The following is a 22,613-nucleotide window of genomic DNA, read 5'->3' on the forward strand; positions in this document are numbered from 1 at the left end:
ATAAGGAACGGGGCATTTAAACAATATGACTAGCTGTACAAAAATCTTTGGAGGTTTCCACCTTCTATACAAAAAAAGCGCAATCCGCAGAGTGCACCTTCCAAAGCTTTCTATTTAATTCGCAATGCGCAGTGGCGTTTTCACAATAACCATGGCGTTCGCGATAGTCACTCTGTAGCCTAGATTAACAGCCTCAGAAATAATCATGACAACTTGCTCTTGATGCAAAGCGGTTGCGGGAAAAAACTTTTGGTAAACAGTGCGAACATCCTCATATACCAACTCCAAAACTTCAAACGGAGGTAACACCGTGTTATAGTACTCATCAATAAAAGCATCGCTTTCTATAAATACATCTTCCGTAGGCAGGTTGTAGCCCCTGGTCTCCAGCACAATTTTGGCAATGCGATTACCTTTAATTGCTGCATAACAAATAATATTGTCTCTAAATAGCTGCATTTCTTCCGGATTCAAAATCTTCAATTGCGGCGCTGCACCCGTCAGGAAAACCTCCCACATGGTTTCCAGCATAACCTGCATATTCTGCAAGAGCGTGTCCGCATGATCGTCGATCGCCGCTTTCGTGTTGCACAAAATCGTTTCACGGTTCTCATTTAGTCTTGTATTCACAGTCGCCATATAAGAGTCCAACTTCGCTTGATTCCGCTTGATGGCTGCAATTTCTTTGGCAACAACGCCTTTTTCCATCTGCTCCTTCACAGCCTCTAGGAAGGGTCTCTGCTTCGTTACGTACCAATAATAACGACCAGTCCCCTGCTCAAAAGATCCCTCAATCCAGACAACAGGCTGAGAATCAATCGTATCAAAACCCAAGCCGGTCGTATGCAGCAATGGGAATCTTTCCATCTTTTTTTTATTTCGGTCAAAGAATGCGATATAATGGTTCGTCACCGCAAGAATGCCCTGATTGGCTTCTGGGTGACTTGCCTCTGTAAGAAAATGCGGCGTTTCGCTTGTTTGCTCCCGAACATACGTGATTGCTCTCGTTCTATACAAAAATTGAATCCCTTGCATGAAGATCCTGCGTGCTTGCCGGAACGTTAAGAAATCGAACGATTTTCCCATTTTGAAAAGTACCCGCCCTTTCATCTATGTAAGGAGCAATATTCTTTTGATATGTTCTAACTATACGCTTTCAGAGGTTACACAAAAGTTACAGACGCTTAGTTTTCCGCTTCTACACACATGAAATTCCATGTTAACGTTTCTATTGTTTTTGTGAACATGATATATTGTTAGACATACACGATTAGATCGGCGTGCGTTTTTATTGAAAAGGAGGTCATTTTATGCCAAAAAAGCAAGGCAACCATCAAAGCCCTGGCAAAAATCAAAATCACAACCCCAAGCTCAAAATCAGCAAGAGCCAAACGCATAAACCGGTTTCAACCAAAGCCATTACGGAGGCGAACACGCGCCAGTATACGGTTAAGGAAGCAACGGAACTTCTGCCCTTTTTATTGGAAAAGCTTTCCGGTGTTGGCCGGAATTCTGTGAAAGCGACCCTCGCACGCGGTCAGGTTTCTGTGAATGGAAAAGCGGTCACCGCTTACAACCACCCCCTGCAGCCTGAGCAAACGGTAACCATCAGCAAAGAGAAGATCGTAGAAAATATCCCGCTCGCCGGGATGTCCATTCTGCATGAAGATGAGGATGTTATCGTCATTCAAAAGGATTCCGGGCTTCTATCGATCGCAACCAATCCGGAGGAAAACCAAATTACCGCCTACCGCCAGCTGACGGCACATGTGCGTAACCTTGATCCGAAAGCCCGGATTTTCGTTGTGCATAGACTCGACAGGGATACTTCAGGTGTCATGATGTTCGCCAAAAACGAAAAAGCTCAGCAGCATCTGCAAAACACCTGGCAGGATAGTGTGAAAGAGCGTACATACGTAGCCCTGGTGGAAGGGTTGGTCAAAAAGTCAGAAGGAACCGTTACTTCCTGGCTGAAGGAGCATCCCAAGTCTCTTAAAATGTACTCAACACCTTATCCAAATGACGGCCAGCACGCCGTAACGCATTACAAAACGCTACAAGCGAACCGGAGCTTCTCCCTGCTTGAAGTTAATCTGGAAACCGGACGTAAGAATCAAATCCGCGTCCACATGCAGGACATCGGACACCCAGTCGTCGGCGATAAGAAATATGGGTCGAAGACAAAAGAAATCGGCCGCCTCGGACTTCATGCGCGCGTACTTGCCTTTTTGCATCCGACAACGGGTGAGCTGCTGCGTTTTGAAACGAACATTCCCAAGGTGTTCATGAACCCTTTCCGTGAATTGCCCGCAAAAAAATAAGCCAGTAGGAGTTACTACAAATGCGAATTGTTGTGCTTGACGGTTATACGTTAAATCCCGGCGATTTGGACTGGGACGGTTTACAAGCTCTCGGAGAAGTGATTGTCTATGAACGCACCGCTGAATCACAGATTGTGGATCGCGCGGCTGATGCTGACATCGTGTTAACGAACAAGACGCCGCTTTCCGCAGCCACGTTACAACAGCTTCCTAAGCTTCGCTACATTGGCGTCCTTGCGACGGGTTATAACATCATTGACTTACAAGCAGCTAAGGAGCATGACATTCTTGTGACCAATGTTCCTGCATACGGCACGCAATCGGTTGCTCAGTTGGTTTTTGCTCTATTGCTGGAGTTTTGCAACCGAGTACAGCAGCATAGCGATAGCGTTGTAAAAGGGGGCTGGTCCAGCTCAATCGACTTCTGCTACACGGTATCTCCTCTCATGGAGCTAAGCGGCAAAACGATCGGCCTTATCGGCTTAGGCCAAATCGGCAAGCAAGTAGCGCTCATCGCCAAGGCCTTTGGCATGAACGTAGTAGCAACAGGCAGCGGTAGACGTACACCTGAGCCTGTCGAAGGTCTTACTTGGGTTTCGCTTGGCGAGCTTCTGCAGCAGTCCGATGTCATCTCGCTCCACTGTCCATTGACCCCAGAGACCAAAGAGCTTATTAATGCAGACCGAATTGCACTTATGAAGCCTACGGCTTTCCTCATCAACACGGCTAGAGGCGGTCTTCTGAATGAGGCTGATGTTGCGCAGGCCTTGAACCAAGGGCGTCTGGCAGGCGCCGGGCTCGACGTCTTGACGGTAGAGCCGCCAACGCCGGATAATCCCTTGCTGCATGCGCGAAATGTGCTCATCACCCCGCATATTGCTTGGGCGACCAAAGAAGCACGCGCCAGGCTGATGATGACAGCCGTTAACAATGTGCGTGCCTTTCTTGAAGGGCAGCCACAGAATTTGATTGGATGATAAGCGGACTGAGATTCAACAGATATGAGATAGAGGAAGATTCAACAGATTTGAGATAGACGAATGAGTTGCAAGAGATATGAGATAGAGGAATGAGACGCAACAGATATGAAAAGAGGACCGAGACTCCCGCCTTTGTGGGGATTTCGGTCCTCTTTAGTGTTAATAGTGCTACCTTTGTGTCCTTATGGAACTACATGGCGCTATTTGGCGTGAATTGTGGGAAATAGCTAATTTGGCGGAACTATAGGGCGCTATTTCCTTGCTCACGGTCGGTTTTCTCCGAGAATCGGGAGAATAGCGGACGCCAGTTCCCTTCCCTGCCGGAAAAGGTGGCTTTACGTCTAAATAGGGGACTGTAGTTCCCCTGTTTGGTACGGCTAGTGCTGCAGATCATAGCCAGGGCGAGTTAGCGCAAGGCCTACTTCAACAGTGCCGCATAATCCATCTGCGGCACAATGCCTGCCTCTGCTGCACGCTGAAGCAGCGTCAAAACAGCGCCATACCCGTCATCGCCAAGATTAGCGGTGAACTCATTCACGTACAGGTCGATGTGCGCCTGAGCGACCTGCGGGTCCATCTCCTGCGCGTGCTGCATGACGTAGTCGCGCGAAGCTTCCGGATGCGCCCACGCGTACTCTACCGAGGCGCGGGCCCAGCCCGCAAGCGCCTCAAGATCCATCGAGCGCCGCGCTACAATGGCGCCGAGCGGGATTGGCAAGTTGGTGTCTTCTTCCCACCAACTGCCCAAATCTTTGAGAAGCGCTAACCCGTACGACGGGTAGGTAAAGCGCGCTTCATGAATCACGAGGCCGGCGTCAATCTGGCCGTCCCGCACCGCGGGCATGATCTCGTGGAACGGCATGACCACGATTTCGCCGACGCCGCCGGGGACGTTCTGTTCCGCCCAGAGGCGGAACAGCAAGTACGCGGTCGAGCGCTCGCTTGGCACGGCGACCCGGCGTCCGCTTAGCTGAGCCGGGTCAGGATTTGTTCCGCCGGACTGCGTCAGCACGAGCGGGCCGCAGCCTCTGCCCAAGGCGCCGCCACAGGGCAGCAGGGCGTACTCTTTCAGCACCCATGGGAGTGCGGCGTAAGAGATTTTGAGCACGTCGGGTCCGGTGCCGTCGGCAGCCAGCTTATTTGTAATGTCGATGTCGGCATATAAGACATCCAGCTCCGGAGCGCCGGGGATTAAGCCGTGCGCCCAAGCATGGAACACAAAAGTATCATTGGGACAAGGTGAATACGCAATTTTCATTTTAAAGCACCTCCGCTAAGACTGAACTTGCTGCTTCTAAAGCTTGTAGAGCGTCCCCGATGCGCCAGGCATCGCGGTCACGCGGACCAACCGCGTTGGAAATCGCGCGGATTTCAATCACAGGCACGCCGCGCAGTGCAGCGGCCGTGGCAATGCCGAAGCCTTCCATGGCTTCGGCGGCGGCTCCGGGCACGCGCGCTGCAAGCGCGGCAGCGGTAGCGGCCGTCCCGGTAGCTGTCGCTACCGTGAGCACCGGCGCTGTGCGCGCGCTAAGGCCGGCGGCTGTGAGCGCCGCCGTCAGTCGCTCGGCTATGCCGGCCTCAACGCTGACGCGCGTTGTGCCGAAGCCGAGGTCGTCGAGGGAGCTGAAGCCGTCCAGCAGCTCCACCCCAAGATCCGCGGCGATGATTTCGCTCGCGACGACAAGCGATCCGATCTCCGCTTGTCCGGGAAATCCGCCGGCAATACCGGCGATAACAACCAAATCATACGGTGCTGCGGCCAACACCATGGCACCATTAACGGCTGCTGCCGCAAGGCCTACGCCAGCTAATGCGAATTCAAACCTGCTGTCATGGCCAAGCCCCCGCTGCACAGCATCCCTTTCAGGCGCTACTGCCGTCATTATAAGTACACGCATTATTAGGCCAATCCCCTTTTTAATCAAAAACCATGATGAATACTCTGTCTATTATTTTACATGACTAGAACTAAATAAGAAACTTTTGAGCACTTCCGCTCCTGCCGTCTTGACTTCGCAATCTAATTTAATTAATATCTAATTAGATAAATAATAAATTAGTTTTGTAAAGAAGGTGCCCCGCCATGCAGTTAGATAAAATTATTACCTACCATAAAGCGCTGTCTGACGCGACGCGTATTCGCATGCTCATTTTGCTGAGAGACGGGGAACTAAACGGTCAAGTGCTTGCGGAGAAACTAGGCGTTACGCCCGCTACAATTACGCATCATGCCGCTAAGCTCCGTGAAGCCAGCCTCATTCACGAACGCCGAGACAAGAATACGATTTATTTCGCGTTAAATGAGTATTTTATCCGCAGCAACGCCAGCGCGACAGCCGATCTCATTTTCAAAAATCAGAAAGGAGAATCCGCAACCATGCAGTCCGAAGACACCCGTCAGAACCTGAAGCAGTCCATCATTCGCAACTTTTTCACACAGGACGGCAAGCTAAAGCATATCCCTGCTCAGCTTAAAAAGAAGCTGATCGTTCTGGGACACCTCATTGACCAGCTCGAAAAGGGGCGCACCTACACGGAGAAAGAGCTGAACGAATGGATTAAACAATATCATCCCGATTTTGCAACGATTCGCCGGGAGTTTATTATGCATCAGTTTATGTTCCGGGAAAACGAAGTTTATGAGCTGAATCCGCCCGAAATGTGGGCCAAATGGGAAACTCTATCGTGATCAGCCCCGCATCGCAACGTCAAGCGGATACATCCCCAAATAAAATGAATCACTATGGACATTCATCCATACATCATCTAGATGAATGACATATAGTAATTTTGTGAAGGGAGGGATAGACATGAGTTGTGGATGCGGAACAACCTACAATGGAGCTGCTGTAGTCCTCGTTTTATTCATCCTCTTGGTTATCGTATTAAGTACCTTCGGATTTGGTTGGTAATGACGATTACAAGCGGCTGGGACGATGAATTCGTCTCGGCCGCTTACTTTTTTATGAGCTTTTACGTTATAATGAAAGCCTGTATCAATCTCTACATATATGACCTATTCAGGATGGAGACGAGGTATTGTGGCTACTCCGATTTTAACCATTGTGGTCCCTTGTTATAACGAAGAAGAAGTTCTTCCGGAAACGGTATTCCGGCTTAGTGGTGTCATCGACGCCCTCATTACCGATCAACTGGTCGCAAGCACAAGCACCATGCTCTTGGTTGATGATGGCAGCAAAGACGCAACGTGGTCGCTGATCGAACGCTTTCACGCCTCAAACACCTTTGTTACCGGGCTAAAACTGGCTCGAAACGCGGGACATCAAAGCGCCTTGCTTTCCGGTCTTATGCACGCCAAATCTTATTCCGACTGCGTGGTATCGATTGACGCGGATCTGCAGGATGACACGGATGTGATCCGAGAGTTCGTTCTCAAATTCCGCGAGGGCTTCGATATCGTCTACGGTATCCGGCAGGACCGGTCTGCAGATACCTTTTTCAAACGGGCAACCGCGCAAGGTTTTTATAAGCTAATGACTTCCCTAGGGGTAAAAATACATTACAATCATGCGGATTTTCGCTTAATGAGCAAGCGTACTCTCGATAATTTGGAGAAATTCCAAGAGGTTAATTTATTCTTGCGTGGCATGGTGCCGCTGCTTGGTTTCCCGTCCACTCAAGTGTATTACACTCGGAAAGAACGTTTCGCTGGAGAATCCAAATATCCGCTGCGCAAGATGCTTGCCTTCGCTTTCGACGGCATCACGTCTTTCAGCGTAACTCCGATCCGTTTCGTTACATTAATGGGATTCGTCCTGTTTCTTCTTAGTGTCGTTGCCGCCCTCTATGCTATTGTCGGCAAACTGCTGGGAGCCAATGTGACAGGCTGGACTTCACTGGTTTTATCGGTTTGGTTCATTGGCGGTGTGCAACTGCTGGCGCTTGGTTTAATTGGCGAATACATAGGAAAAATTTATAAAGAAGTGAAGCAACGGCCGCTTTTTGTCATTGAAAAAGTATTGAAAGGGAGCGCTCAGGATGCTCAGGAGCAAGAGGAGTTGCCCGTAACCCCTCCATCCATCCCGGCTGCTTCAAACCGACGATAACATGATACAACAACGATTATTGTCATTGTTATCAGGAAGCTTCTTACGATTTTTACTTGTCGGCGTTTTTAATACTTTGGTTGGTCTATCCGCCAGCTTCGCTTTTTTTAATGTGCTGCATCTGAACTATTGGCTCTCAACATTCGCGGGAAATACGTTAGGTGCTATCGTCAGCTACACGCTAAATCGAACGTTTACCTTCCGCTCTAAGGCCAGTGTGGGCAGCAGTTGGTGGAAATTTGCGATCGTTATTTTAAGCTGTTATGGCTTGTCTTATAGCTGCAGTCTGCTTTTGGCTGAAGCCGCAGGCGTACTGTGGCCTGAGTTGCGGGCGGATTGGCTGCACAATGGCGCTATTTTGGTTGGAAATGGCTTGTACACCATTGGGAATTATTTGGGGCATAAATATTTTACATTTCGGGCTAATGGTCCCACCAGCCGTGGGGTATCCTAATCACCAAGAGGTGATGCCTAATGGCACGTAGAAGAAGCAACCGGGCCATCGTGCCCGGATCCGAGCATGGACTCGGAATTCTTAAAGCTCAAGTCATGCGAAATCAAGGCTATAACGTGAATCCAGAGCGGCCTGATTTGGTCAAATATGAGGTCGCCCGAACGTTGGGAGTTCCCCTGCAGCAAGGGTACAACGGCCAACTGAGTTCGGAAGACGCGGGTAGGGTTGGCGGTCCCATTGGCGGGGCAATGGTCAAGGAACTCGTGCGCATGGCGCAGCAGAAATTAGCCGAGCAGCGCCCCCCGCAATGATCCGCTTCCCAAGAGATGCCATAATCCGCCGCGGCTGCACATAAACTAATAGCAAGCTGCTTGCAGCGCTATTTTCTATGCAAAAGTCAGGTGATGATGGTCGATGAATCCTCCAGGCAACCGTCCGCCAAAGCCCGATTGGAAAGGGCTCACGGCGCAAGCCGGCGATGTGCTGGGCCCTGAATTCTGGCAGGACATTGCCAGTATCATCCCGTTAACCGGGCCAAGAATCGATATGTATGAAACACCGCAAGAGCTTGTCGTTGTCGCGGAGGTTCCCGGGTTGTCTGCCCCCGAGCAGATTCAACTATCATTTCGCGATCAATCGTTGTTAATCCGGGGACATCTGGTCCGGCCTTATCAGGTGCTTGATGAGCAAATGCGGCTGTCCGAGCGTTTCTTCGGAGCTTTTGAGCGGACCATTCGCTTACCCGGAAGAGCTTTGACCGAACAAATGCGGGCGCAATATCATAACGGTCTGCTCATTATCCGCATTCCTTTGGCGCCACCCGATGGGGAAAAGGTTATTCCTATTCAGTTCACATAACGTTCAACCGCCTTATGCCGCCGGAGACGCTGTCACCTGCCCGCAATAGGATCGAGGTTGAGCGTTATTTGTTTTGGGATTTTTGGAAAAGAGAAATGAATCTTCGTTTGTCCCCATATAATTAAAAAGAGAACATTCGGAACAGCGGATTTGGAGGGGATTATTGTGGTACGCATCCAATTTCAATCAATTCATATCGACAGCCTCGCGGCATCATCCAGTGTGAACAAGGGAACGAATCGGATCGTCGGCAGGCGGCACTCCGTGAAGACCAATCAGGGACTCGGAGAAGTGGATGGCGAGGGCAATGTCGTGATCGGCGGTAAACATGTCGTTAGCGATGGGGACCGCATTGATTTCCAACCTTTTATCCGAAAGAGCTGAGAATCAACCATGTGGTTTCAAAAGAAAAAAACGCCGCCTCCCAAACCACCAGGAGCCAGAGAGGTGTCGCCACCGCCTTCACCAACCGGAGCGACCTTACGCGCTAGATCTGAGCCCACTTCTACTACTACGACTTCCCTTACTGTTCAACAATTAGAAAAGCGCCTGAAGAAACTAGAAGAAGAGTTATCCAACCTGACCGCCAAGCATCCACAGATTCATATAGATACTCTGCATGTTCATCAGCCTGTCTTAGAAAATCTAACCTTTCGTTTGGATCACTTGGATATCAAGGAACTGAGCGGCTCCTTAAATCTGGGTAACAACTTCGGGGCTAAGCCCAATGAGAAAAAAGACCCTCACGATGAGGCAATGGCACGTGCTCAAGTGACAAAAGAGCCGCCCGCTGGCGCTTCAAGGCCAACCCCTCCCCCTGCTAAGGGATCGTCACCCGCTTCAGCGGAGCCGAGCAGCGACGGCGCGGCGTCAACGACAGAGCGTACCGCCACTGGCTACAAGTACACACCACAATCCAAAACGAAATGAGGTGTTTCGCCTTTGTCCTCCTTCATGTCCCCGACGTTTATCATCGGCTCGATCCGAATCGGATCGGTTGAAAGTGCATCCTGTATCAATATGGGCAACAATTGGCCAACCGATTTTCAGAGCAACCAGAAGACTGTACAAGGTTTTGGCGCTGTGGAAGGCGACAACAACCAGTTAGTCGGAACACGCTCCATGCTCAATGACTCCGACTTCCTCGACATGCTCAATGTCGGCGATAATGAAACGCCTGATTGGCTTCAGGAGATGATTACGGCGCAGGCGGAAGCCTCCGGCTTTACCCCAACGCCAGGAGCCAAGAAGCCGGAAGAAGTCATCAGCACGACACAAACGCCTGACTAAAGGTGAATGGAAGCTGCTTTAGACCCGGCCAATAACGAGATCTCCTTTGGTATAAGGCGCGTCGATAATATCATTATCATGAACCGTGTTAACATTATTCACGACATAATTGTTCTCGCCGCTTACTTCACCTAAGCCGGAATTCGCTTTGCCGCTTGTTGTCCAATACACTTGTGTATTCGTCCCGATAAAAATGCCGGAAGCATCCGATATCGCATTCACATGAATGGCGTCAAACTGAATAAGCGGTGGATCTAGCGGAATGGCCGAAAGAGCTGCTCTCTGCATGCGACTCACCTCACTCGATTAGGCTTGATTCGTGACAGCCGGTTTGAAATCCTGATCATTAATTGGAGCATCAATAAAGTCATTATCAAAAATCAAATTCACGATGTTGGCGGAAATCGAATTCCCGATGAATTCACCGGTTCCGTAATTGTTCTTACTGTGGGAATCCCAGCTCGACTGTGCATTCTCACCGATCCCGATGGTGGCATTTGTATTCTGATTGTTGATATTGATCATGTTAAAAACGATGGAACTCGGCATAGTGCTCACTCCTATCATTGGTTGACAAGGCTATGGGATAAATCCTGTATGCTAGCCTATTCATTCGTCAACCAATTGGTGTACGAATAACCAGAAGGTCGTAAGTGCCAGGAGTCCACTCGGTCTTGATATCCACAAAAAGGGCTGCGCCATTTTGGCACAGCCCTCACCTTTTACCTTACTACCAGAAGCCACCGAAGCCAGGGCCAAAGCCAGGGCCAAAACCACCAAAGCCGAAGCCAGGGCCAAAGCCTCCAAAGCCGAAGCCAGGGCCAAAGCCACCACCGAATGCAAAAGGTGAAGTACCAATTGCTAACAGATCAAACAGTACCAAAGGGATAATCGCTTTAACTTGAACTGTTTTACCTTTTTGTGGAGCTACGATCAACGTGTTTCCACTGATTCTTACCAATTTACCGGACACGCTTGTTCCGTCTTTCTTAAGAGCCACAATTTGTTTGCCGACCAATTTACGAACGTCTTCTTTACGAATTTGGGATGCCACGAAACGTCCACCTCCTTTTAGCCACCAGGGATACATTGCTCTACAGTGTACTCCTGTGTAGGTAACATCGCTTGGATAGCTGTCCACCCACCCGGAAAAATAGTCGTTTGTCTATAAAAAAATGCCATTTTTCCAGGCCATACACCTAGAAAAACAGCATTTTATCAATAATGGCTTATCCCTTACGAATCTTTCCAAGCTCTGTTGTGATAGCGTCGATCTCGCTGATACTGAATCTATCTTTACTTGCGACCATGTCGTACAAATCTTTGAGGTCCTCATACACTTCCGCTTTCACATTAGAAGCCTTAATGGAACCTCCCGTAGCCATGCGCAGCTTCCTCTTTATTTCTTCAAACATAAATTCCACGTTCTCTTCCGACCATTGATTTAAATCCATGTTAGACCCTCATCCTTCCCAGCTATTCTTCCCCTATATTAATGCACATGGGGGCTAATGTAAAATACAAGCTTCACATAGGCAAAAAAAAGAAGAAAGACCCTCGTCTCTCTTCCTTAAGCTAGTTATATGGCATTGGTGATCGGCACATGTGGACCAACCATTTTGACAAGCGGCCGCTGCTGCTCATAAGAATCTAGGTCCAAGCTTACGCAAATGAGACGAATGTGCTCATCAGCCAGCTTGCGGGCTTCTTCATAAGTAATTTTAAACTGGATGCAATACGAGATGAGGCCGTGTAAAGACATAAACAAATTCCAAGGAAGAGTAAACTTTCTGCTTTCGAAACCAGGCTGGTCCGTAACAACCTGACGAACGACGATGGAGAACATTTCGAGGCATTGCGCTTGTTCGGTACGGGAATACTGCTGAAGTTCAGGTTCATTCAGCATGAACATCATTTCATAGTGGTTCGGATTGCTAAGTCCAAACCAGACGAACTCCATCATTAACTTTTGAAGCAAATTCACGCTAAATCCATGTTCACGCACGATCATTTCTCGTTGACGCTGCATCAGCATGGAGAAATCGTCTTTAATTAACGCGTAAAACAATTCCGCTTTCTCAGTAAAATGATAATATAACGCACCATGACTGTAACCCATTGCTTTTGCGATGCTGCGCATCGTTAAAGCGCGATAGCCAAAAGTGGCGAACAAATCCCGCGCCTCGGTAAGTATTCGTTCTCTGCTAAGCTCTTGCGCGACTGCTTTCCTAGCCATTCCTATCCCTCCGCATCCTTAGCCTATTTAATTTTGTTTAGTCTTGAACCTGCCTATTCGGGCAGGTTCTTGTGAACGATGTACTCGTTCTCTCCAGCGATAATAACACCTTGACCTTGCGTAAAATCTGTTGCCCAGTTGATAAAAGCATCCGCTGCCGCTGCCAAAGGATAGCAAGTTACTGTAACCTTGTCAGTAAAATCAATATCCCCGAGAAGCATTCCCTGATTTCTCAGTTCATTCTCGATTTTGCCATACCACGTATAATCAACCTCAATCATCACCCTCTGATGATTCACTTTGTAAATCGGTTGTGCAGCTTCAATGCCCACCACGGCTCCATCCGTATAAGCCCGAATGAGTCCGCCCGCGCCGAGCATGATGCCGCCGTAATAACGGGTTACGACGATTGCGATATTCTTGAGCCCTTGATGCTTAATCACTTCCAGAATCGGCTTACCTGCCGTGCCGCTCGGTTCTCCGTCATCAGACTGTTTCTGAATCTGGTCCCTGTCTCCGATGACATACGCACTGCAGTTATGTGTAGCCGTTTTGTGTTCCTTCTTGATCGCTTCAATAAAGTGGATAGCCTCTTCTTCTGACTCCACAGGCTTGGCATGACCGATGAAACGCGACTTCTTGATGATGATTTCCGACGATCCGTACGATTGGATTGTTTTGAAATTTGCTAGCATAGCCGACCTTTCTTGGTAGAAGGAAACAACTGTTTCATTACATTCTACACACATCTTATGACTTCGACAATATTGTAAGAAAATTTACCACATAAATAATGGTAATTTTCTATGAAAAAAAACGACCTATCCGATTGGATGGATCGTTTGGTTCGTTACGTTCGTCATTTACTTCTGTAAACGTGCTTCCAGCTCCGCTTTTTCTTTCTCATAACCAGGTTTACCCAGAAGCGCAAACATGTTCTTCTTGTAAGCTTCAACGCCCGGTTGGTCAAAAGGATTCACACCCATCAGGTAACCGCTGATGCCGCACGCTTTTTCAAAGAAGTACACCATATATCCGAAGGAGTAAGGCGTCATATCCGGCAGCGTAACGATCAGGTTCGGTACGTGTCCGTCCGTGTGAGCAAGCATGGTTCCTTGGAACGCCTTTTTGTTCACGAAATCCATCGTTTTTCCGCTTAGGAAGTTGAGACCGTCCAAATCATCAGCATCTGTACCGATTGTAATATGGTCAGCCACTTGGTCGACTTGAATTACCGTTTCAAACAAAATGCGATTGCCGTCTTGAACGAATTGGCCCATGGAGTGAAGATCTGTCGAGAAGTCTACGGAAGCCGGGTAGATGCCTTTGTAGTCTTTCCCTTCGCTTTCGCCGAACAGCTGCTTCCACCATTCCGAAACGAAATGCAAGGACGGCTCATAGTTAACGAGAATTTCAATCGTTTTGCCTTTGCGGTAAAGCGCGTTACGAACAGCAGCGTATTGATACGCTTGGTTCTCGCTAAGCTTCGGATTCGCAAACTCGCGTTGAGCATCCGCAGCACCTTTCATGATCGCTTCTACATCAATACCAGCTGTCGCGATTGGCAGCAAGCCAACAGCCGTCAGAACGGAGTAACGTCCGCCTACATCATCCGGGATGACGAAAGATTCGTAGCCCTCTTCATTGGCCAGCGTTTTCAAAGCGCCTCTCGCTTGATCTGTTGTTGCGTAGATACGTTTGCGAGCGGCTTCTTTGCCATATTTCTTCTCCAAAAGTTCACGGAAAATACGGAAAGCAATCGCCGGTTCTGTTGTCGTACCGGATTTCGAAATCACGTTAACGGAGAAGTCCTTGCCTTCCAACAATTGAAGAAGGTGTGTTACATATGTAGAGGAGATGTTATTTCCAACGAAATAAATCTCAGGCGTTTTTCTTTTATCTTTCGGCAAAATGTTATAGAACGAATGAGAAAGCATTTCAAGCGCAGCGCGTGCTCCCAAATAAGAACCGCCAATCCCAATAACGACAAGCGCTTCGGAATCGGATTGAATTTGTTTAGCAGCCGCTTGAATGCGAGCAAATTCCTCACGGTCATATTTCTCAGGCAGATCCACCCATCCTAAATAATCAGAGCCGGCACCTGTTTTGTTATGCAGCTGATCATGTGCCAGTTCTACCTGTCCAGACAAATAATCAACCTCATGTTGGGATAAAAAGGACAATGCCTTGCTGTAGTCAAATTGTAGCTTAGAGCTCAATATGCTCGCCTCCATCTCTATTTTTTTCCTTTTCCTAGCATACTTATTTGCTTGTACAAAAGCAAGTAAAGAAGGCATTCACAGGTTAGATTTCCCATGATAAAATGATTCCAGAGGTGAATGATCATGAAACGTATCGGCTTTATCGGACTTGGCACAATGGGCAAACCCATGGCTGCTAACCTTATTCAAAAAGGTTTTATGGTAACCGTTTATAATCGTACTCCCGAAAAAGCGGACGAGCTGGCTCGTCTTGGCGCTGAAGTGGCTGCAACACCCGCGGATGCCGCCCGTCATTCAGATGTACTGATTACCATGCTTAGCAATGACGCTGCTTTGTTGGATATATTCTACAGCGAAGAAGGCGTTCTAAGCGGTATTCATCCGGCTCTTACGATTATTGATTCCAGTACCGTTTCCCCACAAACAAGCCAAAAGCTGGCCGAGGAGCTTGCCGCCCATTTCGTCGATTTCCTCGACGCGCCTGTCACAGGCAGTAAACCTGCTGCCGAAGAGGGTTCGCTCGCGTTCATGGTCGGCGGCAGCCAGGAAGTGTTTGAAGAACATGAGCAATTGTTCCTTGCGATGGGCCGTAAAGCCCTTTATCTAGGTCCCTCCGGCGCCGGTTCCTATGCCAAGCTTGCGAACAATACCATGGTGGGTATTAACCTGCTTGGTTTTGCGGAAGGCTTGTCTATTGCATCCAAAGCAGGGGTTAACCTCGAGAAATTTCTAGAAATTGTCCGCTCTGGCGGCGCAAACAGCAGAATAGTCGACCTCAAAGGCGATAAAATATTAAATCGCGATTTCAGCAATCAATTCTCCTTGAAGCTGATGCTCAAGGATCTCTTGCTTGCTCAAGGACTCGCTAGTAACTTCCAATTACCGGTTCCACTGCTGCAAACAACGGCGGGCTTATTCCAAATGGGATTAAGCAAGGGCCTCGGCGATGAAGATTTGAGCTCCATCATCCAATGTTACGAAGACTGGATGGGGCAGCAAATCGCTAAACCTAGCGAACCTGCTGCTGCCCAAGAAAAGTCGGCATCTCCGCTTTCTGGCCGTGAACGCCGTCGGAACACACGTGTGAAGCTGGACATCAACTTGAAGTTGTCCATCTATCAATGGGAGCAGGAAGGTTCCTTCTCCGGGCAAAACATCGACGGCACGCTTTTCGACTTATCGGAAAGCGGACTACAAATCACTACCGCTGCGCCACTTGCACCGGATATGTTCATCGTTATCCACTTCCCGCAGGAAGCGGAGCTCCCACCAATCACCGCTCGCGTGATTCGGATCGAGACCAATGGCGATAAATTCCGCTATGGCTGTATGCTTTCCGGCCTGCCGCCTTATGTGCGGATTAAGCTGGAGAAATATATTGAAGAGCATATTGCTTATGCTTTGTAGAGGTTAGAAGTGCTTGAAGCATGAATAAAAGAAAAATATGAAACTATGAAAACATAGTTTCATGTAAACTCATTGATGTGAAGAACACCGTCTTTCCTATTGGGAGAGGCGGTTTATTTTATTTGGAGGCACGGAAGCTTTGGAACAAGTAAGAGACTTTTGAGGCTTCTATTTTGATACATATTAGCTTAAATGCAAGAATAAGAGTCGGTAAAGACTCTTATTCTTACAGGCTCATCACAGCTGCCCGGATGCTTTCCGGAGCTCGTCCGCCAAGCGATGGAACTCCGCTCTAGCTTCTGCATCCTCGGTGATTGTCCAAGCGGCGGACAGAAACATAATTATTTTATCCGCATCTTCACAACTCATCATATACTCCCCTTTCCCTTCAATCTGATCAAATCTCGTGAGATCGCTCCCTTCAATAATACGAATCAGTTTGTCCGCATAGAGCGGATCGGTTGCGTAACCTGCTTGCTGCAGCTTCTGGCAGGCCAATCGATAGTCCAGTTCATGCAAGACATTGGCATACCTGGGATTCTGGGTAAGAAAATAGGAATGGTCACGAATGCTTTCATACCAACTGTCATAAACACAGAAGCCATCTACAATTTGCAGCCATCTGCCGTTAATAAACTCCTGAGTAACTAACTGTTGCCCGCTCCCCTTGATGCCAAACAAATTGTTGCCTGGCGCATGGTTGCCCCAGCCACTTTCCAAAATTGCCTGAGCTATCGTCACGCTAGCCAAAATACCGAACTCCCGCATATTTGCTTGGGCAGCAGGTGCCACTTGCTCGATAAAACGATCTTTGTTCATAGACCTTCACTCTTGTTGCGAAGCACTTGAATCATTTGTTTCAAAAAGCTGGGCAGCGGCAGCCCTAACCGTCCATAATTTTCAGTGATCGAGATAAACTCATTGGCCAAGTAAAAATAGATTGCCCCCGTCATCATGATATTCGTGTCGAGTAATAGGTCCATGCGGTGAGCCAGCATGATGACAAGCAGCATCATTCCTTTGCGGGTAAGCCCCCAGAAGCCAACTTGGCTGTTCAGACCGCGCTGTTCCTTCATGGAGGCCGCAATACCTGTGACATAGTCTACGGCGATTGTCATAAGGAAGAGTCCCAGTAATTCACTCAACCCGCCGAAAGCATAGGTCACACATGCGCTAAGCGCAGCCAAAATCGAGCTGAACATAACTTGGTTCATCGGTTTCGCTCCTTTCTTTTGAGATGAGAGGAAGAATGGTTGTGTTTTCAAAATATTTACCATGAGATAGATGCCACACCCTCCATGCTGTTCGCTGATTCGACGGTCATTTTTAACTCCCAATACTTGTTGATGTTGGTCGTTTTGTGGGTGAGACTGTCTGTGAACAATGTCTTAAATTGATCAATCGTATGTGGCTGAAGTTTGTTGCTAGCTTTCCAAATGATAGGTTCAGAGACTAGATCAGCTATGATTGCGTTGAGCATCGTGTTGAGATTCGTTTGTGCTTCGTAGTCGAAGTCGTAGGTGTGGTTTGCGCCTAAAACATTGGAGGTGAAACCTGATAGTATTGCTGCGTTGCAGGCTGCGTTGAGTTCGGCTGTTTTTGAGAGTTTAGCGTTGGCGATCTGGGACTCGGGTGTTGGCTGCATGGCTTTCCATGCGGATTGTAGTTCTTTTTCCGTCGGTTGCGGTTGCTCTAGGTGCCATTGCGCGATATATGGCCCGTTGCCGTCTGAATCGTCTTGGACGATGAAGTCGGTTAGTGGCTGTGCATGCGGGAATAGAGATATGATTGTTTGTGGTATGTTCATGGTTTCCTCCTATGCGATTCTAGTAATATCAAGTGCTGAACCAGGAGCGAGCGCTGTTGCACTAGACGTTGTGATGTAAAACTCTACATAATCACCTGCTAACAAATCGATCATTGCTGAGAAAGGAATGGTTGGACTTGATGCGGCTGTTCCGTTGTTTACATTTAGGTAACGGATAGGTGAACCGTTTTTATACATCGTAACAATATAATTTAAAGACGTTGTCATACCTGAAGAGAAGGTTAATGAGCCAACGAAACTATATGTCCCCGCACTACCTTTTGCTGTAAATCTACTACTAATAAATTCGGAAAGATTATCTGGCCCTGAGGCTTGAAATAAGATCTTAGTTGCTGTAGATGCTGTAAGACTTTGTATAGTGTTACTTGCAGCGGCAACTCGGCTTCTTGAATCGCGTGTGTTATCTCCCCAAGGGTTGACAACAAATCCTTTATTGATCATACCAACGTTATACGTTCCGAATTGAATGTTTCCACTTGGGACCGAACCACTGTATGTTAAATTGGCTCCATCTGCTGCAACTAAAACATAATTATTTGAAGTTCCAGTGCAATTTGAAACAAGTACACTAGATCCATACTGTGCAGCAACAGCATTTTCTTTGTTACTAATTGTGCAATTGAGTACTTGACCGTTTTGGGAAACAATGCTAAAACCTGCAAATGATGATACACTAATTGTTTTGCAATTATTAAATATTGTCATTCTTCCGTATTCTGCATAGAACCCGTTGCCTGTCGTGGAAGTACATGTAAATCCTTCTACTACTGTGGTTTGACAACGAATAATAGATATAGCATTTAAGGAAACCACACCAGATGCAACTAATTGAACCACACCAGAACCATTAAACCCGTATAACACCGCAGTTTCCGCATATGTTCCTGTTGCCACGTTTACACGTACGGTATGATTTACCATTTGAGGAATTACGGATATAGCTTTATTAATTGTCTTAAACGGTTTTCCTACGCTCCCGTCATTGTTATCTGCTCCATTTGTAACATCGACATGCAAAGTTATATCCGCGGCAGTCTTTTGCGGTAGGCTATAAATCTGATATGCTAAAGTCTCATTAGCTCTGATTCGGGCATCATTATCCGCTTGATTAATTACCAATTGATCGAGAATTACCTTAAAGTTGCTTGCAACTTCACCTGTTACTGCTTGTACTGGTGACGTGAATAAGTGTTGATCTAACGCTACATAAGAGACTTCATATGCTGCCGTTTTGTCGTAGTTCAATATAGAAGATATAGTTGCTGCTCCACCTCCATACCAATAATCAGTTGTGTTATTATTAGAAAGTTGCCAAGTAGGGTCTAACTTACCGTTTCTATAAACAGATAGAATTCGATTTGTTCTTTTCATCAATGGAGACAATGAGATTTGATTTAACTCTACGGACGTTCCTGATACAATGTCGGGTATCACTTTCTCACGAACAATAACACCTTGGCTCACTTCGATCTGATTAAGTCCTTTGTGTAGAGACATGCTGCCGTCTACTTGAATTTCTTCAAATGTAGGCGTAACTAATTGATAGCTGAGCTTATAAGGAGTGAATGCTCCCGTACTAGGTGCAGGCGATGTTGGAAGTATATTTGTACCACCTGCCATAGTGCTCTCAGTAGGCGCACTGTTATACGTATTTAATCTGTAGCACCAGCCCTTATTACCCGTTCCATTATATTTATTTACAGGATTCCCCGTCGTAATATCATACATGACCCAGCCGTTGAAATACGCTTGTATCTCTTGTGATGTAGGTATGTAGCTTTCGCCCCAACCACTATCTGCGTCTGCAATCCCAAGATACAAAAATTTATAATTAGTATCTGCCCACATTACATCAGGAGCATTTACGTTTTTAGCTAAAATTTTTCCGTTGTGCTTCACACCATTTGGAAAAGTTTCGCCAATATTAGGTAGCGATAAACTAACAGTTTTGCACCCAGAAAAGCTAGAACCAAAAGTCCAATTCAAATTTCCATCCAACACCATATCTTTGAAGCGCTTCTCTACGTAGAATCTGCCATTTCTTTCGAACAATGTGTCATACACTGTACCATCCACACTTGAAGCAAGTTGTACGTTAGGAAACGCAAGCATATCATCATTGCGTGATGTGAATGCCTTAGCTGTTGATCCAAGGTTTAACATGACATTGCTGAAAGTGAAAGTACCTGCTGCATCATTATTGCATTGTGCAACCGCGTATACTGCATTAAGTGGGGCAGTACCGCTTTCACCTGAATCTGAGATTAAATTTTTACTTACGTCCAGCCAGCGCATATTAAAAAATCCATGTGAACCACCTGTTCTCACTCCACTAATTGTATACGATTGACCCGGTATAACTGAAAACATGAAACTACAATCCTGATATGCGCTCGTTGCATTAATTGTAACTTTGTAAGGATCGTTAACAATGGCGTTGGCATGTATTATCCACTCATTAAAAGGTGGTAATAAATTTTCACCATATTTAATTACATAAGGTGCATTCACATGTTTAACATTGTCTACATATGGGTATTTAGCAGCGACCTGTGTTGATGTCATATCTCCAATCGCATTGTACTCAGTTTGCGATAATTCATAAACACGAATTGCATCAAAGTATCCATACTGTCCAATTGAACCGTTAACCACTAAATTTGCAGTTGTATTAGGTTTATCAACTGATGGGTTTGCTGTTACATATACGGTTTGGAAGTTCGATGTATTTGTCACAACCGGAGAGCTACCTAAATCTCGCCCATCTATGCCACCCCACGAAACAGCGGATCCAATCGAGGAGTTTCCATTCTTCACATCCCCAACCAAAATATAGTATTTACCCGCTTTTAATCCACCAGGAATGAGATAATTTGTTGCCGCATATGTGCCCATTGCTAGTGTCACTTTAAAACCCTTGTTACCTAACGTCTTATTCGCAGAGTCAAGTACATGTATAGATTGGTAGTCTCCCCACCTCCCCACATCCTCACAATTCCCATCCCGCCCCAACAAATTAACCAACGTCCGCCCCGTTATCCGCAAATTCTCCAGCGGTGCCGTTTGCGGAACATCAACCACCTGCAGCCCGTTCACTAAATTCACGGGGGTCGGAGCCGCGTCGGCGAACTGTGCGCCGAGCTGTGCATCAACTCTATCCCAGTTATCGTTGAGCATCATATTAATATCAAAGGTATCATTCCCGTCCGTAGACGGGTTTTTCTTATAAAGTCCCAAGTTCGTGGTCGTGCTAGGCATAAGCTTGCTCCCTCCTTATGAAACGGGAATAAATGGCGCAAAGTCGGTCATTTTCCTCGTTTGCAAGTCTTTTATAGTCATCGTCTGATGAAGTTGGTTAAGCAGAAAATATTTGTACTGGTATACGACCTGCAAATGGGCCGGCTTAATTTCCTCAATGGCCGCCTGCAGGTCACCCAAGTTCGGCGGCGTACCCAACGTGTCGACGAAGCGCACGGTGAACTGGTACAACGCCGGCTGCTGCGTGACCTCGACGGCACCACGTTCATACGCGCTGGCCACGCTATGCAGCAGCTCAACGGTGACGGTGCCGACACCGCGCAGCTTCGCATGGATCACCGCCCGGCGCTGATCGTCAGGCTTGTCCGGCACCGTCGCGATGCCGAGCTCAGCCTCCCAGGCATCCAGCCCCCACGTAGCGGAGCTGACAAAGAACTGCTGCAGTGTCTCCTCCAGGGAGACACGCAATTGATCCAGCTCCGCGCCCTGCGCTTGCAGGATAGAGTCCATGACCCGCGACGTTTCGTAATAGTCGGGCAAGTAGCCCTTCATGCGCCTTCCGCTTGGGGAAGTGACGAAACTCATGTGAGCGTCACCTCCCCCAAGACAGCAACGCGACCGGCAGCTACCACAACGTTGGCGCTCATACCATTCACCAGCAGATTGCTGTAATCTTGCACCCCCTGTGTATCGAGCAGCAGAGAACCAATACGAACGTAACGTACATTGGGATCAGAAGAGAACGCCAGTTCGGATAAATAGTTACGAACAGCCACGGCGAAATCTTGTTTCACCTGATCGAGCGTTCTTGTGCCATTCAAGGAAAGATTGGCCTGCAGAGCGATGGCAATTTCAGAAGCCGGCTCGACGGTAACGATCGCACCGATCGGTGCTTTGCCCGTCAGTGGCGGAGCCGGGTAAATATACTGCTGCACGGCAGCCACGGTGGAAGGGGACGCGCTTCTTTTATCCGTGCCGATGATGACAACCTTCACCGTCCCGGGGCCGTTCCATAGCGGCTGCACCTGAGCAGCTCCAACGCCGGCAATATCAAGCGCCCAGTTGAGATAGTCAGCTCGATTACCGCTTGTACCCGGGGAGCGTACTTTGGCATAATAACGGTTCAGCAGCGAGCTGTCGCTTTCAGTATCTTCACCGCCGACCATCGGGGTGACATTCGTCACGCTGGTGATTCCGGCGACCGGCGCTACAACGAAGACAATGGACTCACTCGGAACATTACTGCCCAAACCTCCTAATACAGCCTGAGCTTCCAATGTCACGCTGCCCGAGCTGTCGATAACAGCGGGGACCATCGTTTCAAAAAGCAAGGATGCCGTCCCCTGCACGGCATCCGCCAAAGTGCCGATACGCGTGCCTGGTGGAACCGCCGTACCCGGCGAACCCGTAAACCGTACGGTGCCGGCGGCCTTCACTTCAGCCTTGCGCATTACTCCGTGCTCCGCACAACGCAGGTCCAGATAAGGACCGTAAGTCGTTCCGGCAAATCCCCGCCGCAAGACTTCCTGCGATTGAATCGCCGCCAGCGCTAGCTCAATAGAGGCCGGAGCCAATGCATCCCACATGTAGGAACCTTCGGATTTATCCAAATCGGAAGGCAAATTGCCCAACATACGGCCCCGAATCGCTTCTTCTGTTTGTTCAGCCAAATAATTCGGTATAACGGTCATG

28 protein-coding genes are annotated in these 22,613 nt (G+C 47.9%); 12 read left to right on the forward strand and 16 right to left on the reverse strand.

Translation table 11 applies throughout. The annotated features are described in order from the left end of the window. Positions 1-114 precede the first annotated feature (114 nt). Positions 115-1,086, reverse strand: coding sequence for a hypothetical protein (locus tag ACKTT9_RS33430; RefSeq protein WP_407869391.1), 972 nt, complete (start codon positions 1,084-1,086; stop codon positions 115-117). Positions 1,087-1,310: 224 nt separating this feature from the next. On the opposite strand from ACKTT9_RS33430, the gene ACKTT9_RS33435 reads away from it, so the two are divergent. Both ACKTT9_RS33435 and ACKTT9_RS33440 read left to right on the forward strand, forming a co-directional pair. Continuing rightward, on the forward strand, positions 1,311-2,321 hold the full coding sequence (locus tag ACKTT9_RS33435) for an RluA family pseudouridine synthase (protein ID WP_407869392.1): 1,011 nt from the start codon (positions 1,311-1,313) through the stop codon (positions 2,319-2,321). Positions 2,322-2,341: 20 nt separating this feature from the next. Further along, positions 2,342-3,298 carry a D-2-hydroxyacid dehydrogenase gene (locus ACKTT9_RS33440; protein ID WP_407869393.1) on the forward strand — a complete coding sequence of 319 codons (957 nt, stop codon included), beginning with the start codon at positions 2,342-2,344 and terminating at the stop codon, positions 3,296-3,298. Between the two features lie 421 nt (positions 3,299-3,719). On the opposite strand, the gene ACKTT9_RS33445 is transcribed toward ACKTT9_RS33440, so the two are convergent. Continuing rightward, a complete protein-coding gene (locus ACKTT9_RS33445) occupies positions 3,720-4,559 on the reverse strand; it encodes a 1,4-dihydroxy-6-naphthoate synthase (protein ID WP_407869394.1) in 840 nt (279 codons plus the stop codon). A gap of 1 nt (position 4,560) precedes the next feature. Beyond that, entirely contained in the window at positions 4,561-5,199 is a 639-nt protein-coding gene (locus ACKTT9_RS33450; protein ID WP_407869395.1) for a futalosine hydrolase, read from the reverse strand. 185 nt (positions 5,200-5,384) lie between these two features. Between ACKTT9_RS33450 and ACKTT9_RS33455 the strand changes: the two genes are divergently transcribed. The 9 genes from ACKTT9_RS33455 to ACKTT9_RS33495 all read left to right on the forward strand — a co-directional run bounded on the left by ACKTT9_RS33455 (position 5,385) and on the right by ACKTT9_RS33495 (position 9,970). Next, entirely contained in the window at positions 5,385-5,990 is a 606-nt protein-coding gene (locus tag ACKTT9_RS33455; protein ID WP_407869396.1) for a metalloregulator ArsR/SmtB family transcription factor, read from the forward strand. Between the two features lie 121 nt (positions 5,991-6,111). After that, the gene (locus ACKTT9_RS33460; protein WP_157317989.1) at positions 6,112-6,213 is read left to right on the forward strand and encodes a YjcZ family sporulation protein; all 102 of its coding nucleotides are present in this window, start codon (positions 6,112-6,114) and stop codon (positions 6,211-6,213) included. Between the two features lie 129 nt (positions 6,214-6,342). Beyond that, positions 6,343-7,368, forward strand: a complete 1,026-nt coding sequence (locus ACKTT9_RS33465) for a glycosyltransferase family 2 protein (protein WP_407869397.1) — start codon at positions 6,343-6,345, stop codon at positions 7,366-7,368. A 1-nt stretch (position 7,369) separates the two neighbouring features. Then, a complete protein-coding gene (locus tag ACKTT9_RS33470; RefSeq protein WP_407869398.1) occupies positions 7,370-7,822 on the forward strand; it encodes a GtrA family protein in 453 nt (150 codons plus the stop codon). A gap of 20 nt (positions 7,823-7,842) precedes the next feature. Further along, on the forward strand, positions 7,843-8,133 hold the full coding sequence (locus ACKTT9_RS33475) for an alpha/beta-type small acid-soluble spore protein (protein WP_315953914.1): 291 nt from the start codon (positions 7,843-7,845) through the stop codon (positions 8,131-8,133). A gap of 103 nt (positions 8,134-8,236) precedes the next feature. Continuing rightward, positions 8,237-8,680 carry an Hsp20/alpha crystallin family protein gene (locus ACKTT9_RS33480; protein WP_157317986.1) on the forward strand — a complete coding sequence of 148 codons (444 nt, stop codon included), beginning with the start codon at positions 8,237-8,239 and terminating at the stop codon, positions 8,678-8,680. Positions 8,681-8,845: 165 nt separating this feature from the next. Next, the gene (locus ACKTT9_RS33485) at positions 8,846-9,064 is read left to right on the forward strand and encodes a hypothetical protein (protein ID WP_127455489.1); all 219 of its coding nucleotides are present in this window, start codon (positions 8,846-8,848) and stop codon (positions 9,062-9,064) included. A gap of 63 nt (positions 9,065-9,127) precedes the next feature. Continuing rightward, positions 9,128-9,610: a hypothetical protein gene (locus ACKTT9_RS33490; RefSeq protein ID WP_407869399.1), complete on the forward strand. Its 483-nt coding sequence runs from the start codon at positions 9,128-9,130 to the stop codon at positions 9,608-9,610. 12 nt (positions 9,611-9,622) lie between these two features. Then, positions 9,623-9,970 carry a hypothetical protein gene (locus ACKTT9_RS33495; protein ID WP_246069154.1) on the forward strand — a complete coding sequence of 116 codons (348 nt, stop codon included), beginning with the start codon at positions 9,623-9,625 and terminating at the stop codon, positions 9,968-9,970. 18 nt (positions 9,971-9,988) lie between these two features. On the opposite strand, the gene ACKTT9_RS33500 is transcribed toward ACKTT9_RS33495, so the two are convergent. The 7 genes from ACKTT9_RS33500 to ACKTT9_RS33530 all read right to left on the reverse strand — a co-directional run bounded on the left by ACKTT9_RS33500 (position 9,989) and on the right by ACKTT9_RS33530 (position 14,425). Beyond that, a complete protein-coding gene (locus tag ACKTT9_RS33500; RefSeq protein ID WP_157317982.1) occupies positions 9,989-10,258 on the reverse strand; it encodes a hypothetical protein in 270 nt (89 codons plus the stop codon). Between the two features lie 18 nt (positions 10,259-10,276). Next, complete coding sequence (locus ACKTT9_RS33505) at positions 10,277-10,519, reverse strand: spore germination protein (protein WP_157317981.1); 243 nt, start codon at positions 10,517-10,519, stop codon at positions 10,277-10,279. Between the two features lie 181 nt (positions 10,520-10,700). Continuing rightward, on the reverse strand, positions 10,701-11,024 hold the full coding sequence (locus ACKTT9_RS33510; RefSeq protein ID WP_326059289.1) for a hypothetical protein: 324 nt from the start codon (positions 11,022-11,024) through the stop codon (positions 10,701-10,703). Positions 11,025-11,199: 175 nt separating this feature from the next. Next, positions 11,200-11,424 carry a DUF1128 domain-containing protein gene (locus ACKTT9_RS33515; RefSeq protein ID WP_157317980.1) on the reverse strand — a complete coding sequence of 75 codons (225 nt, stop codon included), beginning with the start codon at positions 11,422-11,424 and terminating at the stop codon, positions 11,200-11,202. 125 nt (positions 11,425-11,549) lie between these two features. Continuing rightward, positions 11,550-12,206 carry a TetR/AcrR family transcriptional regulator gene (locus ACKTT9_RS33520; RefSeq protein WP_127455483.1) on the reverse strand — a complete coding sequence of 219 codons (657 nt, stop codon included), beginning with the start codon at positions 12,204-12,206 and terminating at the stop codon, positions 11,550-11,552. A 53-nt stretch (positions 12,207-12,259) separates the two neighbouring features. Then, on the reverse strand, positions 12,260-12,901 hold the full coding sequence (locus ACKTT9_RS33525) for a YigZ family protein (protein WP_315953908.1): 642 nt from the start codon (positions 12,899-12,901) through the stop codon (positions 12,260-12,262). 168 nt (positions 12,902-13,069) lie between these two features. Then, positions 13,070-14,425 (reverse strand): glucose-6-phosphate isomerase, encoded by a 1,356-nt coding sequence (locus ACKTT9_RS33530; RefSeq protein ID WP_127455481.1) that lies wholly within the window; start codon positions 14,423-14,425, stop codon positions 13,070-13,072. 126 nt (positions 14,426-14,551) lie between these two features. Here ACKTT9_RS33530 and ACKTT9_RS33535 point away from each other — a divergent pair, with 126 nt between their 5' ends. Beyond that, positions 14,552-15,835, forward strand: a complete 1,284-nt coding sequence (locus ACKTT9_RS33535; protein ID WP_407869400.1) for an NAD(P)-binding domain-containing protein — start codon at positions 14,552-14,554, stop codon at positions 15,833-15,835. 237 nt (positions 15,836-16,072) lie between these two features. Here ACKTT9_RS33535 and ACKTT9_RS33540 read toward each other — a convergent pair whose 3' ends face one another. Genes ACKTT9_RS33540 through ACKTT9_RS33565 form a run of 6 tightly spaced genes read right to left on the reverse strand, consistent with a single transcriptional unit; the run spans position 16,073 to position 22,612 of the window. Continuing rightward, on the reverse strand, positions 16,073-16,654 hold the full coding sequence (locus tag ACKTT9_RS33540) for a glycoside hydrolase family 73 protein (protein WP_407869401.1): 582 nt from the start codon (positions 16,652-16,654) through the stop codon (positions 16,073-16,075). After that, the gene (locus tag ACKTT9_RS33545; RefSeq protein ID WP_127455478.1) at positions 16,651-17,049 is read right to left on the reverse strand and encodes a holin family protein; all 399 of its coding nucleotides are present in this window, start codon (positions 17,047-17,049) and stop codon (positions 16,651-16,653) included. The genes ACKTT9_RS33540 and ACKTT9_RS33545 overlap by 4 nt, the downstream gene beginning before the upstream one ends. A 56-nt stretch (positions 17,050-17,105) precedes the next feature. Continuing rightward, the gene (locus ACKTT9_RS33550) at positions 17,106-17,642 is read right to left on the reverse strand and encodes an XkdW family protein (protein ID WP_407869402.1); all 537 of its coding nucleotides are present in this window, start codon (positions 17,640-17,642) and stop codon (positions 17,106-17,108) included. A gap of 9 nt (positions 17,643-17,651) precedes the next feature. Then, positions 17,652-20,921 (reverse strand): right-handed parallel beta-helix repeat-containing protein, encoded by a 3,270-nt coding sequence (locus ACKTT9_RS33555; RefSeq protein WP_407869403.1) that lies wholly within the window; start codon positions 20,919-20,921, stop codon positions 17,652-17,654. Between the two features lie 15 nt (positions 20,922-20,936). Next, positions 20,937-21,506, reverse strand: coding sequence for a YmfQ family protein (locus ACKTT9_RS33560; RefSeq protein WP_407869404.1), 570 nt, complete (start codon positions 21,504-21,506; stop codon positions 20,937-20,939). Beyond that, positions 21,503-22,612 carry a baseplate J/gp47 family protein gene (locus tag ACKTT9_RS33565; RefSeq protein WP_407869405.1) on the reverse strand — a complete coding sequence of 370 codons (1,110 nt, stop codon included), beginning with the start codon at positions 22,610-22,612 and terminating at the stop codon, positions 21,503-21,505. The genes ACKTT9_RS33560 and ACKTT9_RS33565 overlap by 4 nt, the downstream gene beginning before the upstream one ends. Between the last annotated feature and the right edge of the window lies 1 nt (position 22,613).

The organism is Paenibacillus sp. P36, assembly GCF_045866505.1.
Lineage (GTDB): Bacteria > Bacillota > Bacilli > Paenibacillales > NBRC-103111 > Paenibacillus_E > Paenibacillus_E chondroitinus.

Coding starts and splice junctions, on each gene's coding strand:
- ACKTT9_RS33430 (WP_407869391.1), bottom strand. CDS start 1,086: ATGGGAAAATCGTTCGATTTCTTAACGTTCCGGCAAGCACGCAGGATC.
- ACKTT9_RS33435 (WP_407869392.1), top strand. CDS start 1,311: ATGCCAAAAAAGCAAGGCAACCATCAAAGCCCTGGCAAAAATCAAAAT.
- ACKTT9_RS33440 (WP_407869393.1), top strand. CDS start 2,342: ATGCGAATTGTTGTGCTTGACGGTTATACGTTAAATCCCGGCGATTTG.
- ACKTT9_RS33445 (WP_407869394.1), bottom strand. CDS start 4,559: ATGAAAATTGCGTATTCACCTTGTCCCAATGATACTTTTGTGTTCCAT.
- ACKTT9_RS33450 (WP_407869395.1), bottom strand. CDS start 5,199: ATGCGTGTACTTATAATGACGGCAGTAGCGCCTGAAAGGGATGCTGTG.
- ACKTT9_RS33455 (WP_407869396.1), top strand. CDS start 5,385: ATGCAGTTAGATAAAATTATTACCTACCATAAAGCGCTGTCTGACGCG.
- ACKTT9_RS33460 (WP_157317989.1), top strand. CDS start 6,112: ATGAGTTGTGGATGCGGAACAACCTACAATGGAGCTGCTGTAGTCCTC.
- ACKTT9_RS33470 (WP_407869398.1), top strand. CDS start 7,370: ATGATACAACAACGATTATTGTCATTGTTATCAGGAAGCTTCTTACGA.
- ACKTT9_RS33475 (WP_315953914.1), top strand. CDS start 7,843: ATGGCACGTAGAAGAAGCAACCGGGCCATCGTGCCCGGATCCGAGCAT.
- ACKTT9_RS33480 (WP_157317986.1), top strand. CDS start 8,237: ATGAATCCTCCAGGCAACCGTCCGCCAAAGCCCGATTGGAAAGGGCTC.
- ACKTT9_RS33500 (WP_157317982.1), bottom strand. CDS start 10,258: ATGCAGAGAGCAGCTCTTTCGGCCATTCCGCTAGATCCACCGCTTATT.
- ACKTT9_RS33505 (WP_157317981.1), bottom strand. CDS start 10,519: ATGCCGAGTTCCATCGTTTTTAACATGATCAATATCAACAATCAGAAT.
- ACKTT9_RS33515 (WP_157317980.1), bottom strand. CDS start 11,424: ATGGATTTAAATCAATGGTCGGAAGAGAACGTGGAATTTATGTTTGAA.
- ACKTT9_RS33520 (WP_127455483.1), bottom strand. CDS start 12,206: ATGGCTAGGAAAGCAGTCGCGCAAGAGCTTAGCAGAGAACGAATACTT.
- ACKTT9_RS33525 (WP_315953908.1), bottom strand. CDS start 12,901: ATGCTAGCAAATTTCAAAACAATCCAATCGTACGGATCGTCGGAAATC.
- ACKTT9_RS33535 (WP_407869400.1), top strand. CDS start 14,552: ATGAAACGTATCGGCTTTATCGGACTTGGCACAATGGGCAAACCCATG.
- ACKTT9_RS33540 (WP_407869401.1), bottom strand. CDS start 16,654: ATGAACAAAGATCGTTTTATCGAGCAAGTGGCACCTGCTGCCCAAGCA.
- ACKTT9_RS33545 (WP_127455478.1), bottom strand. CDS start 17,049: ATGAACCAAGTTATGTTCAGCTCGATTTTGGCTGCGCTTAGCGCATGT.
- ACKTT9_RS33550 (WP_407869402.1), bottom strand. CDS start 17,642: ATGAACATACCACAAACAATCATATCTCTATTCCCGCATGCACAGCCA.
- ACKTT9_RS33555 (WP_407869403.1), bottom strand. CDS start 20,921: ATGCCTAGCACGACCACGAACTTGGGACTTTATAAGAAAAACCCGTCT.
- ACKTT9_RS33560 (WP_407869404.1), bottom strand. CDS start 21,506: ATGAGTTTCGTCACTTCCCCAAGCGGAAGGCGCATGAAGGGCTACTTG.
- ACKTT9_RS33565 (WP_407869405.1), bottom strand. CDS start 22,612: ATGACCGTTATACCGAATTATTTGGCTGAACAAACAGAAGAAGCGATT.